Genomic DNA, 17,770 nt, shown 5'->3' on the forward strand with positions numbered 1-17,770 from the left:
ATGACCGGACCTGACGCCGCGCCTGGAGAGGGATCTGGTCGGCCGTACCCGGTGGCGGTGATCGGGTTGGCGTGCCGGCTACCGGGCGCGGCGGATCCGGGGGCCTTCTGGCGGCTGCTGCGGGCCGGGGCCAGCGCGGTGGGCGAGGTACCCGCGGACCGGTGGCGGGCCGACGGGGCGGTGCGGCACGGAGCCTTCCTCGACGACGTCGGCGGTTTCGACGCGGACTTCTTCGGCGTCTCGCCGCGCGAGGCGGCGGCGATGGATCCCCAGCAGCGGCTCATGCTGGAGCTGGCCTGGGAGGCGGTCGAGGACGCGGGGACCACGCCGGCCACGCTGGCCGGCACCGCCGCCGGTGTCTTCGTCGGCGCCATCTGGGACGACTACGCCCACCTGACCTACCGCGGCGGTGTCGAGGGGATCACCCCGCACACCGTCACCGGGCTGCACCGCAGCATCCTCGCCAACCGGATCTCCTACCTGTTCGACCTGCGCGGTCCCAGCCTGGCGGTGGACACCGGACAGTCCTCGTCGCTGGTCGCCGTCCACCTGGCCTGCGAGAGCCTGCGCAACGGCGAGTCCACGGTGGCGCTGGCCGGCGGCGTGAACCTCAACATCCTGCCGGAGAGCGCGGTCGGCGCCGAACGGTTCGGCGGTCTCTCCCCCGACGGGCGGTGCTTCACCTTCGACGCCCGGGCCAACGGCTACGTGCGGGGCGAGGGCGGGGCGCTCGTGCTGCTGAAGCCGCTGGCGGACGCGGTCGCCGCCGGGGACCGGATCTACTGCGTGATCGACGGCTCGGCGGTGGGCAACGACGGCGCGACCGAGGGGTTGACCGTGCCCGGCCGGGACGGGCAGCAGCAGGTGCTGGCCGCGGCGTACCGCCGGGCCGGGGTGGACCCGGCCGAGGTGCAGTACGTGGAGCTGCACGGCACCGGCACCCGGGTCGGCGACCCGGTGGAGGCGGCCGCGCTCGGCGCCGTCGTCGGTCGGGGGCGCGGCGGGGCCGGTCCGGTGCGGGTGGGTTCGGCCAAGACCAACGTCGGGCACCTGGAGGCCGCGGCGGGCATCGTCGGCCTGGTCAAGCTGGCGCTCTGCGTACGGCACCGGGAGCTGCCGCCGAGCCTGAACTTCGTCACCGCCAACCCGGACATCCCCCTGGACGACCTCGGTCTGGTGGTGCAGCGGGAGCTGACCGGCTGGCCCCGGCCGGACCGGCCGCTACGCGGCGGGGTGTCCTCGTTCGGCATGGGCGGCACCAACTGCCACCTGGTGGTGCGTGACGCCCCGGCCGGGGACAGCGTCGGGGCGGCCGGGGACGGATGGGTGTCGTGGGTGCTGTCGGCGAAGACCGAGCCGGCGCTGCGCGCGTACGCCCGCCGGCTGGGCAGCTGGCTGGCCGGGCAGGAGGAGGTCACGCCGGCCGCGGTCGCCGGCGCGCTCGCCCGGCGGACGCGCTTCCCGTACCGGGCGGTGGTCACGGCCGCCGGCCGCGAGGAGTTCGCCGCCGCGCTCGGCGCCCTCGCCGAGGGCCGGCCGCATCCCGCCGCCGTCACCGGCGTCGCGACCGCCGGGCGGGCCACGGCCTTCTGCTTCACCGGCCAGGGCAGCCAGTACGCCGGCATGGGCGCCGACCTGTACGCCACCAACCCCGCCTACCGGGAAGCGTTCGACCAGGCGTGCGAGGCGCTGAACCCGCACCTGCAACACCGCCTCCAGGACGTCGTGTTCGCCGAACCCGGCAGCGACCTCGCCGGGTTGTTGGACAGCACCGCCTACACCCAGCCCGCCCTGTTCGCCCTCCACCTCGCCCTGCACCGCATCGCCACCACCCAACTAGGACTGGCAGCCGACTACCTCACCGGACACTCCCTCGGCGAAATCAGCGCCGCGCACCTCGCCGGGTTGCTCAGCCTCGACGACGCCGCCCTCCTGGTCACCACCCGCGCCCGGCTGATGAACAGCATCACCACACCCGGCGCCATGATCGCCCTCCAAGCCAACCGCGACGAGGCCGACGAACTCATCGCCGGCCACACCGGCGTCGCCATCGCCGCCGTGAACACCCCGCAGACGGTGGTCATCAGCGGCGACCGCGACACCTGCCAACAACTGGCCGCCCAGTGGCGCGAACAGGGCCGCAAGGCCACCGCATTGCAGGTCAGCCACGCCTTCCACAGCCCGCACATGGCGGCCATCGCGGACGAGTTCCGCGCGGTGGCGGCCAGCCTCACCTACCACGCCCCCACCCTGCCGGTCGTCAGCAACGTCACCGGACAACTCGCCACCACCGACCAGCTCACCGACCCCGACTACTGGACCCGGCACATCCTCGCCCCCGTCCACTACGCCGACGGCATCACCACCCTCCACGACCAGCACGGGGTGCGGACCTTCGTGGAGCTGGGCCCGGACGGGACGCTCACCACCCTGCACGTCCAGACGCTGCCGGAGCCGGTCACCGCGGTGCACGTCCTGCATCCGGAGCAGCCCGCCGACCGCACCGGCCTCGCCGCCGCCGCGGCGGTGCACGTCGTGGACGCCGGTCACGTCCGGCCGACAGATACGGCCCCGTTCGACCCGCCGCACCTGCCGGGCTACCCGTTCCAGCGCCGGCGCCACTGGTTGGGCACGCCGGCAGGTCCGCAACGGCGTCCCGGAGCGCCTGGCCCGGCCGACGCCCAGGGGGTAACGCCGCTCTCGACGGCGGATCCGCTGGGCGCGGCGGCGGCGGCGGAGGCGGACGCGGACACGCTGGTCGCGACCGCGACCGCGACCACGGCAGGCGCGGACGCGACGGCGCACGCGGGCGCGACGGGCGCGGACGCGGTACAGGTAGGCGCGTTGGTCGAGGCGGCGGGGGCCGGCGCAGACGCGAGCGGGCCGGGGGCGGCAGCACCGCTGCGCGACCGGATGGGCGCCCTCGACGAGGCGGGTCGGCGTCAGCTCGTCCGGCAGACGGTGCTCGACCAGCTCGCGTTCACCCTCGGTCACGCGACAGCGGACGGCATCGAACCGACCCGGACCTTCAAGGAGCTGGGCTTCGACTCGCTGATGGCGGTGCGGTTCCGCAACGACCTCGCGGTGGCGACCGGCTTCGACCTGCCCGCCGGGATCACCTTCGACCATCCGACGCCGGAGCGGCTGGTCGACTTCGTCCACCGGTTGGCGGTCGGCGGCCCCGGACCGGCGGTGGCGCCCGCCCCTGCGGCCCCGCTGGACGAGCCGCTGGTGATCGTCGGCATGGCCTGCCGGTACCCGGGTGGGGTCAGCACGCCGGAGCAGCTGTGGGAGCTGCTGGTGGAGGGCCGGGACGCGATCGGTCCGCTCCCCGCGGACCGCGGCTGGGACCTGGAGTCGCTCTACGACCCGGACCCCGACTCGCCCGGCACCACGTACGCCCGGGAGGGTGGCTTCCTCGCCGACGCCGCCGGCTTCGACGCCGAGTTCTTCGGGATCAGCCCGCGTGAGGCGACGGCGATGGACCCCCAGCAGCGGGTGCTGCTGGAGACCGCGTGGGAGAGCGTCGAGCGGGCCGGCATCGACCCGACGAGCCTGCGCGGTGAGCGGGTTGGCGTGTTCGTCGGCGCCATGCCGCAGGACTACGGCCCGCGGATGCACGAGGCGTCGGGCGACGTCGGAGGGTACGTGCTGACCGGCAACACGACGAGTGTGGCGTCCGGGCGGATCGCGTACGTGCTGGGGCTGGAGGGCCCGGCGGTCACCGTGGACACGGCGTGTTCGTCGTCGCTGGTCGCCATGCACCTGGCGGCACAGGCGATCCGCAACGGCGAGTGCGACCTGGCGCTGGCCGGCGGCGTCACGGTGATGGCCACCCCGGGCATGCTCGTCGAGTTCAGCCGGCAGCGGGGCCTCTCCCCGGACGGCCGGTGCAAGCCGTTCGCGGCCGGCGCCGACGGCACCGGCTGGGGCGAGGGCGTCGGCCTGCTCCTGCTCGAACGGCTGTCGGTGGCCCGGGAACGCGGCCACCGGGTGCTCGCCGTGGTGCGGGGTTCGGCGGTGAACCAGGACGGGGCCAGCAACGGGCTGACCGCGCCGAACGGGCCGGCGCAGGAGCGGGTGATCCGGCAGGCCCTGGCCAACGCCCGACTCACCCCGGCCGACGTCGACGTGGTGGAGGCGCACGGCACCGGCACCACGCTCGGCGACCCGATCGAGGCGGAGGCGCTGCTGGCCACGTACGGGCAGCAGCGCCGGGACGACCAGCCGCTCTGGCTCGGGTCGATCAAGTCGAACATCGGGCACACCCAGGCCGCCGCCGGGGTGGCCGGCGTGATCAAGCTGGTCCTCGCCCTGCGGCACCATCGGCTGCCGCACACCCTGCACGTCGACGCCCCGAGCCCGCACGTCAACTGGGACGGCGGGAGCGTCCGCCTCCTCGACCGGCCGGTGGACTGGCGGCCGGGCCGGCGGCCGCGCCGGGCGGGGGTGTCGTCGTTCGGCGTGAGCGGCACCAACGCCCACCTGATCCTCGAAGAGGCGCCCGCCGACGTACCGCCCCGGGCCGCATCCACGGATTCGGCCGCCGTGCAGGGCGCGGAGCTGACGGATCTGCCCGGTGGTGGCTGGGTGCCGTGGCTGCTGTCCGCGAAGACCGAAACCGCCCTACGCGAGTACGGCCGCCGGCTGCGCGACTGGGCCGCCGACGCGGACGGCATCGACCTGGCCGCTGCGGCGCACGCGCTCGCCGGGCGCGCCCTGTTCCCGCACCGGGCCGTGGTTCTCGGCCGCACCCTGGACGACTTCACCGACGCCCTCACCGCCCTGGCCGACGGGACCGAACACCCCAACCTGACCGTCGGCGAGGCCCACGACAGTGGGAAGGTCGGATTCATCTACCCCGGGCAGGGCAGCCAGTGGCCCGCCATGGCCCACCAGCTCTACCGCACCTCCGCTGTCTTCCGGGACAGCATCGACGCCACCGACGCGGCCTTGCGTGAGCTGGTGGACTGGTCACTGCGCGACGTCATCCTCGAAAAGCCCGACGCCGCCAGCCTGGACCGGGTCGACGTCGTCCAACCCACCCTGTTCGCGGTCACCACTGCCCTGACCGCACTGTGGCGGCACCACGGCATCACCCCCGACGCCGTCATCGGCCACAGCCAAGGCGAGATCACCGCCGCCCACGCCGCCGGCGCCCTCACCCTCAACCAAGCCGCCAGCCTCATCGCCCACCGCGGCCGAGCCCTCACCACCATCGAAGGCACCGGCGGCATGCTCGCCGTCACCGGCCCCACCGCCGAAGAACTACCCGCCCTGCTGGAACGGCTCGTCCCCGAACACCTCGCCGACCTGCACCTCGCCGCGCACAACGCCCCCACCAGCAGCGTCCTCTCCGGCAGCACCACCGCCATCGAAGCCGCCCACACCGCCCTCACCGACCACGCGATCACCGCCCGGATCATCCCCGTCAGCTACGCCAGCCACTGCCCCCACATCGACCCACTCCACACCGAACTGACCGCCGTCACCATCGACCCCCAGGCCAGCGACACCGCCTTCTACAGCAGCACCCGGCAGGCCGTCCTGCCCACCACCCAACTCACCACCGACTACTGGTGGGAGAACCTGCGGGAGCCCGTCCACTTCCACCCCACCCTCCAGACCCTGATCGCCGACGCACACCACACCCTCATCGAGATCAGCCCCCACCCCCTCCTCGCCGCCACCATCGACGACGCCACCGCCCTGCACACGCTGCGCCGCGACACCGACCCCTGGCACACCCTCCTCACCAACACCGCCCACCTGCACACCCACACCACCCACCCGATCACCTGGACCCACCTCATCCCCCGCGCCGGTGACGCGTGCCCGACGCCGCCCACGTACCCGTTCCAGCACCAGCCCTACTGGCTCAGCGCCACCGCCCGCACCGACGCCCAGCACCTCGGACTGCGGCCCAGCGCGCACGCCCTTCTCGGCGCCGCCCTCACCACCGCCAGCAACGGCGAGGACCTGCACACGGCCCGGCTCTCCACCCGCACCCACCCCTGGCTGATCGACCACACGGTCGGCACGGGCTGCCTGCTGCCGGCGACCGCGTTCGTGGACATCGCGCTGCACGCGGGCGCCGCCACCGGCCATCACCGGCTCGACGAGCTCACCCTGCACAGCCCGCTCGGCCTCGGCGAGCAGCCGACCGACATCCAGGTCGCCGTCGGGGCGCCGGACGAGCGGGGCCGGCGGACGCTGAGCGTCCACTCGCGGCTGGCCGACGCTCCCGCCGGGGTCACCTGGACCCAGCACGCCACCGCCGTCCTCGACGCCGGCACCGCCGAGCCGGATCCGGCGCCGCTCGCGGCCTGGCCGCCCTCCGGCGCCACCCCGGTCGACCTCAGCGGCCGGTACGGACGGCTCGCGTCGACCGGCTACCACTACGGACCGTTGTTCCAGGGCGTACGCCGGGCGTGGCGGTCCGGCGAGGACCTGTACGCCGAGGTGGCGCTTCCCGAGCCCGGCGACACCGACGGGTACGGCATCCACCCGGCGCTGCTGGACGCGACGCTGCACCTGGCCGTCGACGCGATCGTGACCCGGGAGCCCGGCCTGCTCTGGCTGCCCTTCTCCTGGTCCGGGGTACGCCAGTTCGGGAGCACCCCGGCGGCCGCGGCGCGGGTCCGCCTCACCTGGCGGGGGCCGCACGAGGTCGCCCTCACCGTCCACGACGACACCGGGCGGGCCATCGTCTCGGTGGACTCGCTGGCCTTCCAGTCGGTCACCGCGGAGCGGCTCGACGCGAGCCGGCAGACGTACGACGGCCGCCTGTGGCGGTTGGACTGGGTGCCGGTGGCCCTGCCGGCGGGTCCGACCGGCACCGACGGGTGGGTTTCCGTGGGCCAGCCGGTGCCGGGCTGGGAGCTGCCCTGCTACCCCGACCTCGACGTGCTGCGGCAGGCCGTCACCGACGGGGAGGCTCCCGTGCCGGGGCAGGTCGTCGTCCCGCTACCCGACCACAACGGCGACGAGGCTGACGTGCCCGCGGCCGTGCACGAGACCACCGAACGGCTCCTGCGCACCCTGCGGACCTTCCTCACCGAGCCGACCTACACCGGCACGCGGCTGACCGTCCTCACCGCCGGCGCGGTCAGCACCGGTGCACAGGACCGACTGACGAACCTGCCGGCCGCCACCTGCTGGGGGCTCGTCCGCACCGCCCAGACCGAACACCCGGACCGCGTCACCCTCATCGACACCGACCACACCGACGGAAGCGCCGCCACGCTGCCCGCCGCCGTGGCCAGCCCTCATCCGCAACTCGCCCTCCGCGGCGGCACCCCCCACACCGCTCACCTGGCCCCCGACACCACCCCGACCACACCCCGAGGCAACGGCCCGGACGGCACGCCACCCACGGCCCGGCCCTTCGACCCGGAGGCCACGACACTCGTCACCGGCGGCAGCGGCACCCTCGCCCGGCACACCGCCACCCATCTCGTCGACAACCACGGTGTACGCCACCTGCACCTGGTCAGCCGGCAAGGCCCCCACCACCCTGAGGCAGCCCGCCTCGTCCACCACCTCACCGGACTCGGCGCCACCGTCACCATCAGCCGCTGCGACACCACCAACCGCGACCAACTCGCCACGGTGATCGACCACATCGACCACAGCGGTCACCCGCTCGGCGCGGTCGTCCACACCGCCGGCACCCTGCACGACGCCACCCTCACCAACCTCACCCCGCAGCACCTGCACCCCACCTTGAACCCCAAGGTCGACGCCGCCTGGCACCTGCACACCCTCACCCGCCACCACCAGCTGACCCACTTCCTCCTCTACTCCTCCATCGCCGCCACCCTCGGCACCCCCGGCCAGGCCAACTACGCCGCCGCCAACACCTTCCAGAACGCCCTCGCCGAACACCGCCGCGACAACGGCCTTCCCGCAACCAGCCTCAACTGGGGCTACTGGGCAGATGCCAGCGCCATGACCGCTCACCTCCACGGCACCGACCTGAAACGCCTCCAGAACGGCGGCGTCACTCCGCTGGCCACCCCCCACGCCCTCACCCTCCTCGACAGCGCCCTCACCACCACCCACCCCGCCCCCGTCACCGCCCACCTCAACCCCGCCAACCTCCCCACCCACCTCATTCGAGCGGCCGACCCGGTCCCAGCCGGCGGACGGTGGCGGGGGCAGCTCGCCGGCCTCCCGGAGCCGGCCCGCGAGGAGGCCGTCCGGGAACTGGTGCGGAACGCCGTCGCTACGGTGCTCGCGCTGCCCCCCGCGTCGGCGGTGCCGATGGACCGGGCGTTCAAGGAGCTGGGGTTCGACTCGCTGGTGTCGGTGGAGCTGCGGAATCGGCTGAACGCGGCGACCGGTCTCCGGCTGCCGGCCACGCTCGTCTTCGACCACCCCACCCCCGCCGCCGTGGCCGGCCACCTGCTGACCCGGATCTCCGCCGTACCGGATGCGGCGGAGCCGGCGGCGGTCGCGGTCGCGTCGCCGGCGCCGCTGGACGACCCGGTCGTGATCGTGGGGATGGCCTGCCGCTACCCGGGCGGGGTGAGCAGCCCGGAGCAGCTGTGGGACCTGGTGATCAACGACGGTGACGCGATCGGCGGGTTTCCGGAGGATCGTGGCTGGGACCTGGCGGGGCTCTACGACCCCGACCCGGAGCGGACCGGGACGACGTACACCCGGCACGGCGGTTTCCTGTACGGGGCGGCCAGGTTCGACGCGGCGTTCTTCGGGATCAGCCCGCGTGAGGCGACGGCGATGGATCCGCAGCAGCGGCTGCTGCTGGAGACGGCGTGGGAGTGCGTCGAGCGGGCCGGCGTCGACCCGACCAGCCTGCGCGGCAGCGCGACCGGGGTGTTCACCGGCGTGATGTACGACGACTACGGCGGGCGGATCCAGCGCGCACCGGAGGGCTTCGAGGGTCACCTGTTGACCGGCAGCATCAGCAGCGTCGCCTCGGGCCGGATCGCGTACACCCTCGGGTTGGAGGGACCGGCGGTCACCGTGGACACCGCGTGTTCGTCGTCGCTGGTGGCCATGCACCTGGCGGCCCAGGCCATCCGCAACGGGGAGTGCGACCTGGCCCTCGCCGGCGGGGTGACGGTGATGGCCACCCCGACGGTGCTGGTCGAGTTCAGCCGGCAGCGGGGACTGTCCCCGGACGGCCGGTGCAAGCCGTTCGCGGCCGCCGCCGACGGCACCGGCTGGGGCGAGGGAGTCGGCCTGCTCCTGCTCGAACGCCTCTCCACCGCCCGGGAACACGGCCACCCGGTCCTGGCCGTCATCCGCGGCTCGGCCGTCAACCAGGACGGCGCCAGCAACGGCCTCACCGCACCACACGGACCCTCCCAGGAACGGGTGATCCGGCAGGCCCTCACCAACGCGAGGTTGACCCCCGCCGACGTCGACGCGGTCGAGGCGCACGGCACCGGCACCACCCTCGGCGACCCCATCGAGGCCCAGGCGCTGCTGGCCACGTACGGGCAACACCGGCGCGACGACCAGCCACTCTGGCTCGGGTCGATCAAATCGAACATCGGCCACACCCAGGCCGCCGCCGGCGCCGCCGGCGTGATGAAGATGGTGCTCGCCCTCCGCCACGGCCTGCTGCCCCGGTCGCTGCACATCGACGCGCCCACCCCGCACGTCGACTGGGACAGCGGCAACGTCCGGCTGCTCGACCGGGTGATCGACTGGAAGCCGAACGGGCAGCCACGGCGGGCGGGCGTCTCCTCCTTCGGCATCAGCGGCACGAACGCCCACGTGATCCTCGAGGAGGCACCCACCGACGGGCCGCCGCACGTCCGGTCGGTCGTCGGCGCGGCACCCCCGCTCGGCTCGTCGTCGATCGTCCCGGGGCCACAGGCCGGGCCATCGACCCTTCCGGCACCACACACGGGCCCGCGGCAGACCGTCGATCCCGCCGACCGAGCGGAGACGTCAGGGGAGCTTGTTGATCGCGCGGCGGATCAGGCCGTACCGCATGTCGCCGCAGCGTCCGCGGCCGGCATCGACGGTGAAGAGCTGACGGATCTGCCCGGTGGTGGCTGGGTGCCGTGGCTGCTGTCCGCGAAGACCGAAACCGCCCTACGCGAGTACGGCCGCCGGCTACGCGACTGGGCCGCCGACGTTGACGGCCTCGACCTGGCCGCCGTGGCCCACGCCCTGGGGGGCCGGTCGGCGTTCCCGCACCGGGCCGTGGTTCTCGGCCGCGCCCTGGACGACTTCACCGACGCCCTCACCGCCCTGGCCGACGGCACCGAACACCCCAACCTGACCGTCGGCGAGGCGGCTGACAGCGGGAAGATCGGGTTCATCTACCCCGGCCAGGGCAGCCAATGGCCCGCCATGGCCCACCACCTCTACCGCACCTCGGCCGTCTTCCGGGACAGCATCGATGCCACGGACGCGGCCCTGCGTGAGCTGGTGGACTGGTCCCTGCGCGATGTGGTCCTGGAGAAGCCTTCCGCCGCCAGCCTGGACCGGGTCGACGTCGTCCAACCCACCCTGTTCGCCGTCACCACCGCCCTGACCGCACTGTGGCGGCACCACGGCATCACCCCCGACGCGGTCATCGGCCACAGCCAAGGCGAGATCACCGCCGCGCACGCCGCCGGCGCCCTCACCCTCGACCAGGCGGCGGGGCTCATCGCCCACCGGGGAAGGGCCCTCACCACCATCGAAGGCACCGGCGGCATGCTCGCCATCACCGGCCCCACCCCGGAGGAACTACCCACCCTGCTGCAGCGGGTGGTACCCGAACACGCGGCCAAACTGCACCTCGCCGCCCACAACGCCCCCACCAACAGCGTCCTCTCCGGCAGCACCACCGCCATCCAGGCCGCCCACACAGCCCTCACCGACCACGGACTGACGGCCAGGATCATCCCCGTCAGCTACGCCAGCCACTGCCCCCACATCGACCCGCTCCACACCGAACTGACCGGCGTGGCCGTCGACCCCCAGGCCAGCGACACCGCCTTCTACAGCAGCACCCGACACACCGTCCTGCCCACCACCCAACTCACCACCGACTACTGGTGGGAAAACCTCCGCCAACCCGTCCACTTCCACCCCACCCTCCAGACCCTCACCGCCGACGGACACCACACCCTCATCGAGATCAGCCCCCACCCCCTCCTCGCCGCCACCATCGACGACGAGTCCACCACCGTCAGCCACAGCCTGCGCCGCGACACCGACCCCTGGCACACCCTCCTCACCAACACCGCCCACCTGCACACCCACACCACCCACCCGATCACCTGGACCCGGCTACTTCCGAACGCCCGGGCACACGCCACCCCGCCGACGTACCCGTTCGAGCACCGGCACTACTGGCTCACCGCCGCCCCCGCTACCGACACCCACCACCTCGGACTCCGGCCCAGCGCGCACCCGATCCTGCCGGCGGCCCTCGAGTTGGCCGGTACGGCGGACGTGGTCCTGACCGGCCGGCTCGGCATCGGGGAGCAGCCCTGGCTGGCCGAGTACCGTCTGCTGGGCGCCGTGCTGCTGCCGCCGACCGTCACGCTGGACCTGGCCCTGCACGCGGCCGGCCAGGTGGGGTGTGACCAGGTCGACGAGCTGACGGTGCTGGCGCCTCTGGCGCCGCCGGAGCAGGGGCACGTACGGGTCCAGGTGACGGTGACGGCTGCCGACGAGTCCGGGCGGCGGCCGATCACGATCCACGTGGGGACGACGGCCGACGACGCGGAGGTGGTCTGGCACCGGCACGCCGCCGGGCTGCTCTCCTCGTCGGACGCGCCGGCACGCGCACCGGAAACGGCCTGGCCGCCGCCGGGCTGGGCCGCCGTCGACCTGGCCGCGCTCGGCGAGCGGGTGGCGGCGGACGGCTGGGCGCCGGGCGGGGACTGTCTCGCCGCCGGCTGGCAGCGCGACGGGGAGTTCGCCGCGGAGGTACGCGTCGACGGCGGGGACGGCTATGTCCTGCACCCGGCGCTGCTGGACGCCGCGCTGCGGCTCGTCCCGTCCGACGGCGTCGGCGGCGAGGGCGCGGCGGCGTTGCCGATGGCCTGGTCGGGCGTGCGGCTGCACACGGCGGGTGCGACCGACCTGCGGGTCCGGCTGCGCCGGGACGGTACGGACGGATGCGCGCTGGTGGCCGTGGACGGGACCGGCTCCCCGGTGCTGTCGGTGGCGCGGGTGGCGTTTCGGCGGGTGCCGGTGGCCGACCTGCCCGGTCAAGCAACAGCGCGGGGGCAGGTGTGGCGGCTGGACTGGGTGCCCGCCACGCTGCCCGCCGGCCCGACCGGCACGGACGGGTGGGTGACCGTCGGCCAGCCTGTGCCGGGGTGGGAGCTGCCCTGCTACCCCGACCTCGACGCGCTGCGGCAGACCGTCACCGACGGGAACGTCCCCGTGCTGACGCAGGTCATCGTCCCGCTACCCGACCACGTCGCCGGCCGCGACGACGACGCCGACGTGCCGGGCGCCGTCCACCGGGCCATCGAGGAACTCCTGCGCACCCTGCAGACCTTCCTCACCGAGCCGACCTACGCCGACACGCGCCTGACCGTCCTCACCGCCGGCGCGGTCAGCACCGGTCCGCACGATCAGCTCACCAACCTGCCGGCCGCCACCTGCTGGGGGCTCGTCCGCACCGCCCAGACCGAGCACCCCGGCCGGATCGGCCTCGTCGACACCGACCACACCCCGGCCAGCCTCCGCGTCCTTCCCGCCGCGGTCGCCAGCGGGCAGCCGCAACTGGCCCTCCGCACCGGCACACCCCACCGCGCCCAGCTGGCCCCCGACACCACCCCCGCACCGCGCACCCCGAGCACAACCCACTCCTTCGACCCGGAGGGCACCACGCTCATCACCGGCGGCAGCGGCACGCTCGCCCGGCACACCGCCACTCATCTCGTCGACAACCACGGCCTGCGCCACCTGCACCTGGTCAGCCGGCAAGGCCCCCACCACCCGCAGGCGCCGGCACTCCTCCACCAGCTCACCGAACTCGGCGCCACCGTCACCATCACCACCTGCGACACCACCGACCGGGCTCAGCTGGCAGCGGTCATCGACCACATCGACCGGACCCCGCACCCCCTCACCGCGGTCGTCCACACCGCCGGCGCCCTGCACGACGCCACCCTCACCAACCTCACCCCCGACCACCTGCACCCGACCCTGAACCCCAAGGTCGACGCCGCCTGGCACCTGCACACCCTCACCCGCCACCACCAGCTGACCCACTTCCTCCTCTACTCCTCCATCGCCGCCACCCTCGGCACCGCCGGCCAGGCCAACTACGCCGCCGCCAACACCTTCCAGAACGCCCTGGCCCACCACCGTCACCACCTCGGACTCCCCGCCACCAGCCTCAACTGGGGCTACTGGACCGACACCAGCACGCTGACGGCCCACCTCCACGACGGGGACCTCCAACGCCTCGAACACGCGGGCATCGCCCCCCTGTCCGCCCCGCACGCCCTCACCCTGCTCAACACCGCCCTCGTCACCGCCCACCCCGACCCGGTCACCGCCCAGCTCAACCCCGCCAACCTCCCCACCCACCTCACTCGGGCGGCCGCCGGCACCGCGACCACCGCCCGGTGGACCGACCTGCTGCGGGACCGGGACGGCGCCGAGCAGCGGCGCACTCTGACGGAGCTGATCCGCGGGCAGTTGGCGAAGGCGCTCGGACACGCCGACGCCTCCGGGATCGGGGAGAACCGCGGCTTCCTCGAGCTGGGACTGAACTCGCTGACCGCGCTGGAGTTCCGCAACCAGGTCAGCCGGCTCGCCGGTCTGCAGCTGCCCGCCACGGTCGTCTTCGACCACCCGACTCCGGTCGCGCTGGCCGCGTACCTGGCGGAGCTGCTGACGCCGCGGGAGCCCGACCCGGCGGAGCTGGCCCTGGCCGAACTGGACCGGCTGGAGCTCGCGGTACGGGCCTTGAACGGGGACGCCTCGGACGGGCGGAACGCCCTGGTCACCCGCCTGCAGGGGCTCCTGCACCAGCTCACCGGCGGGGAGCCGGGGCCGGCGGCGCTCGCCGGCGACATCCTCACGGCCACGCCGGAGGAGCTGTTCCACCTGCTCGACCAGGACCTGGACGTTGAACTCACGCAGCTCGATCTCACCGGTGAGGTGGCCACGGATGGCGAATGAGGAGAAGCTGGTCGCGTACCTCAAACGGGCCACGGCGGACCTGTACCAGACCCGCCAGCGCCTGCAGGAGGTGGAGGAACGCGCCCGGGAACCCATCGCGATCATCGGGATGGCGTGCCGCTACCCCGGCGGGGTCACCTCGCCGGAGGAGCTGTGGCAACTGCTCGCCACCGGCACCGACGCGATCGGCGAGTTCCCCACCGACCGGGGCTGGGACCTGGCCACCCTCTACGACCCCGACCCGGACACCTCGGGCACCACGTACGCGCGCGAGGGCGGTTTCCTCTACGACGCGGGCGACTTCGACCCCGGGTTCTTCGGGATCAGCCCCCGGGAGGCGCTGGCCACGGATCCGCAGCAGCGGCTGCTGCTGGAGGCGGCCTGGGAGACCATCGAGCGGGCCGGCATCGACCCGACCACGCTGCGCGGCAGCAGCACCGGCGTGTTCACCGGGGTGGTCGCCCAGGACTACGGCCCCCGGCTGCACGAACGGCACCAGGCGCCGGAGGGGGTCGAGGGCTACCTGCTCACCGGCAACACGTCGAGCGTGGTGTCCGGACGGGTGGCGTACGTGCTGGGGCTGGAGGGGCCGGCGGTCACCGTGGACACCGCCTGCTCGTCGTCGCTCGTGGCGCTGCACCTGGCCTGCCAGGCGATCCGCAACGGGGAGTGCGACCTGGCGCTCGCGGGTGGCGTGGCGGTGATGACCACACCGGACAACTTCGTCGAGTTCGCCCGGCAGCGGGGGTTGGCCGCCGACGGCCGGTGCAAGCCGTTCGCGGCGGCGGCCGACGGCACCGGGTGGGGCGAGGGTGTCGGCCTGCTGCTGGTGGAGCGGCTGTCCCGGGCGCGGCGGCTCGGGCACCCGATCCTGGCGGTGGTCCGCGGTTCGGCGGTGAACCAGGACGGCACGAGCAGCCAGCTCTCCGCGCCGAACGGCCCGTCGCAGGAGCGCGTCATCCGGCAGGCCCTGGCCAACGCCCGGCTGACCGCCGCCGACGTGGACGCGGTCGAGGCGCACGGCACCGGCACCACCCTCGGCGACCCCATCGAGGCCCAGGCGCTCCTGGCTACGTACGGGCAGCAGCGGCGGGACGACCAGCCGCTCTGGCTCGGGTCGATCAAGTCGAACATCGGCCACACCCAGGCCGCCGCCGGCGTCGCCGGCGTGATCAAGATGGTCCTCGCGATGCGGCACGGCACGCTGCCCCGCTCGCTGCACATCGACGCCCCCACCCCGCACGTGAACTGGGACAGCGGCAACGTCCGGCTGCTCGACCGGGCGGTGGCCTGGACGCCGGGCGGGCAGCCGCGCCGGGCCGGAGTGTCCTCGTTCGGCATCAGCGGCACGAACGCGCACGTCATCCTCGAGGAGGCAGCCACGGCGGAGACCGCGGACGCGGACACCGTCGACCCGTGGGGCGGGTGGGCGTCGTGGCCGCTGTCGGCCCGGTCCGAGGAAGCGCTCCGGGACCAGGCCGCCCGCCTGGCGGACTGGTTGGGCGGGCACCCGGACGTCGCGCCGGCTGCGGTCGCCGACGCCCTCGCGCGGCGGACCCGGTTCGCGCACCGGGCGGTGGTCACCGCGGCGAACCACTCGGACTTCACCGCCGCCCTGACCGCGCTCGCCAACGGCGAGCCGCACCCCCACCTGGCCACCGGTGTGGTGGACCAGGCGGGGAGGGTGGCGTTCTGCTTCACCGGCCAGGGCAGCCAGTACCCCGGCGTGGGCGCCGACCTGTACGCCACCAACCCCGCCTACCGGGAAGCGTTCGACCAGGCCTGCGAGGCGTTGAACCCGCACCTGCAACACCGGCTCCAGGACGTCGTGTTCGCCGAACCCGGCACCGACCTGGCGGCGTTGCTGGACAGCACCGCCTACACCCAACCCGCCCTGTTCGCCCTCCACGTCGCCCTGCACCGGGTCGCCACCACCCAGCTAGGACTGGCAGCCGACTACCTCACCGGACACTCCCTCGGCGAGATCAGCGCCGCCCACCTCGCCGGGGTGCTCAGCCTCGACGACGCCGCCCTCCTGGTCACCACCCGCGCCCGGCTGATGAACAGCATCACCACACCCGGCGCCATGATCGCCCTCCAAGCCAACCGCGAGGAGGCCGACGAACTCATCGCCGGCCACACCGGCGTCACCATCGCCGCCGTCAACACGCCCCACACCGTCGTCATCAGCGGCGACCGAGACGTCTGCGAGCAGCTGGCCGCACAGTGGCAGGAACAGGGCCGCAAAGCCACCGCGTTGCAGGTCAGCCACGCCTTCCACTCACCCCACATGGCCGCCATCACCGACCAGTTCCGGACCGTGGCCGCCGGCCTCACCTACCACGCACCCTCCCTGCCGGTCGTCAGCAACGTCACCGGACAACTCGCCGACCAACTCACCGACCCCGACTACTGGACCCGGCACATCCTCGCCCCCGTCCACTACGCCGCCGGCGTCACCACCCTCCACGACCAACACGGCGTCCGCACCTTCCTCGAACTCGGACCGGACGCCACCCTCACCGCGCTGCACCAGCAGACGCTGAGCGACGTCGTCGCCGTACCCACCCTGCACCGGAAGCGGCCCCACCAGCACACCCTGCTCGCGGCCGCCGCCACCGTCGGCGGCCGGCCCGCCGGTGGCCACCCGCACCTGGACCTGCCCACCTACCCGTTCCAGCACACCCGGCACTGGCTGGTGAGCGGCCCCGCCGCCCGCCCGACCGACCTGGGGCTACGCCCGAGCACCCATCCGCTGCTCGGCGGGCGGCTCGATCTGGCCACCGACGCCCGTACGGTCCTCACCGGACGGCTGTCCCGCGGCACCCATCCGTGGCTGGTGGACCACACCATCGCCGACCGGTGCCTGCTGCCCGCCACCGCCCTCGTCGACATGGTGCTGCACGCCGGTGCGGCCGGCGGACACCCGTACCTGGACGAACTGACGCTGCACAGCCCGCTGGCGCTGCCGGCGGACGGCGCGGTGGAGGTGCAGGTCGTCCTCGTCGAGCCGGCGGACGGACGACGGGCGGTCGAGGTGCACTCCCGCCCGGCCGGGGACACCGACGCGGCCTGGACGATGAACGCCGCGGGCGGGTTGACCACCACCACCGCGGCCGGGCCGGCGGGATGGCCGGCCGCGTGGCCGCCGGCCGACGCCGCCCCGCTGGACGTGACCGGCCTGTACGACGAGCTGGCGGAACTGGGCTACCGGTACGGTCCGGCGTTCCAGGGCCTGCGGCGGGCGTGGCGTGCGGGTGACGACCTGTACGCGGAGGTGACGCTGCCCGAGGGCGTACGCGCCGACGTCGACCGGTTCGGCGTACACCCGGCGCTGCTGGACGCGGCGTTGCACGTCCTCGGGGTGACCGACGACGTGCGGGACGGCGTGTGGCTGCCGTTCGTCTGGTCCGGGGTGCGGCTGCACGCCACCGGGGCGACCTCGGTGCGGGTCCGCCTGTCCCGCACCGCGCCCGACCGTGCCGAGCTGGCCGTGCACGACCCCGCCGGACAGCCGGTGCTGGCGGCCCGATCGCTGGTGCTGCGGGAGATGCCGCGTGCGGCCACCGGGCCGGCGGCGCCACGGGTGGATCCGCAGTGGCTGCTGCACGTGGACTGGCCGGTCCTGGCCGGCGTCGAGGCGGCGGAC

At 74.0% G+C, this 17,770-nt stretch carries 2 protein-coding genes (1 of these 2 only partly in view); both read left to right on the forward strand.

Annotated features, from left to right (window positions below; translation table 11 throughout):
• Complete coding sequence (locus ACGFI9_RS02700) at positions 1–14,121, forward strand: SDR family NAD(P)-dependent oxidoreductase (RefSeq protein WP_393174127.1); 14,121 nt, start codon at positions 1–3, stop codon at positions 14,119–14,121.
• Positions 14,111–17,770 carry the start of an SDR family NAD(P)-dependent oxidoreductase gene (locus ACGFI9_RS02705; RefSeq protein ID WP_393174129.1) on the forward strand. It continues 14,145 nt past the right edge of the window, so only the first 3,660 of its 17,805 coding nucleotides appear in the window; it begins with the start codon at positions 14,111–14,113; the stop codon falls past the right edge of the window. The genes ACGFI9_RS02700 and ACGFI9_RS02705 overlap by 11 nt, the downstream gene beginning before the upstream one ends.

The organism is Micromonospora sp. NPDC048930 (assembly GCF_043197935.1).
In the GTDB taxonomy this organism is placed as follows: Bacteria; Actinomycetota; Actinomycetes; order Mycobacteriales; family Micromonosporaceae; genus Micromonospora.

What these genes read in the sequence shown, in the direction of transcription:
- ACGFI9_RS02700 (WP_393174127.1), top strand. Translation starts at nt 1, where the DNA reads ATGACCGGACCTGACGCCGCGCCTGGAGAGGGATCTGGTCGGCCGTAC.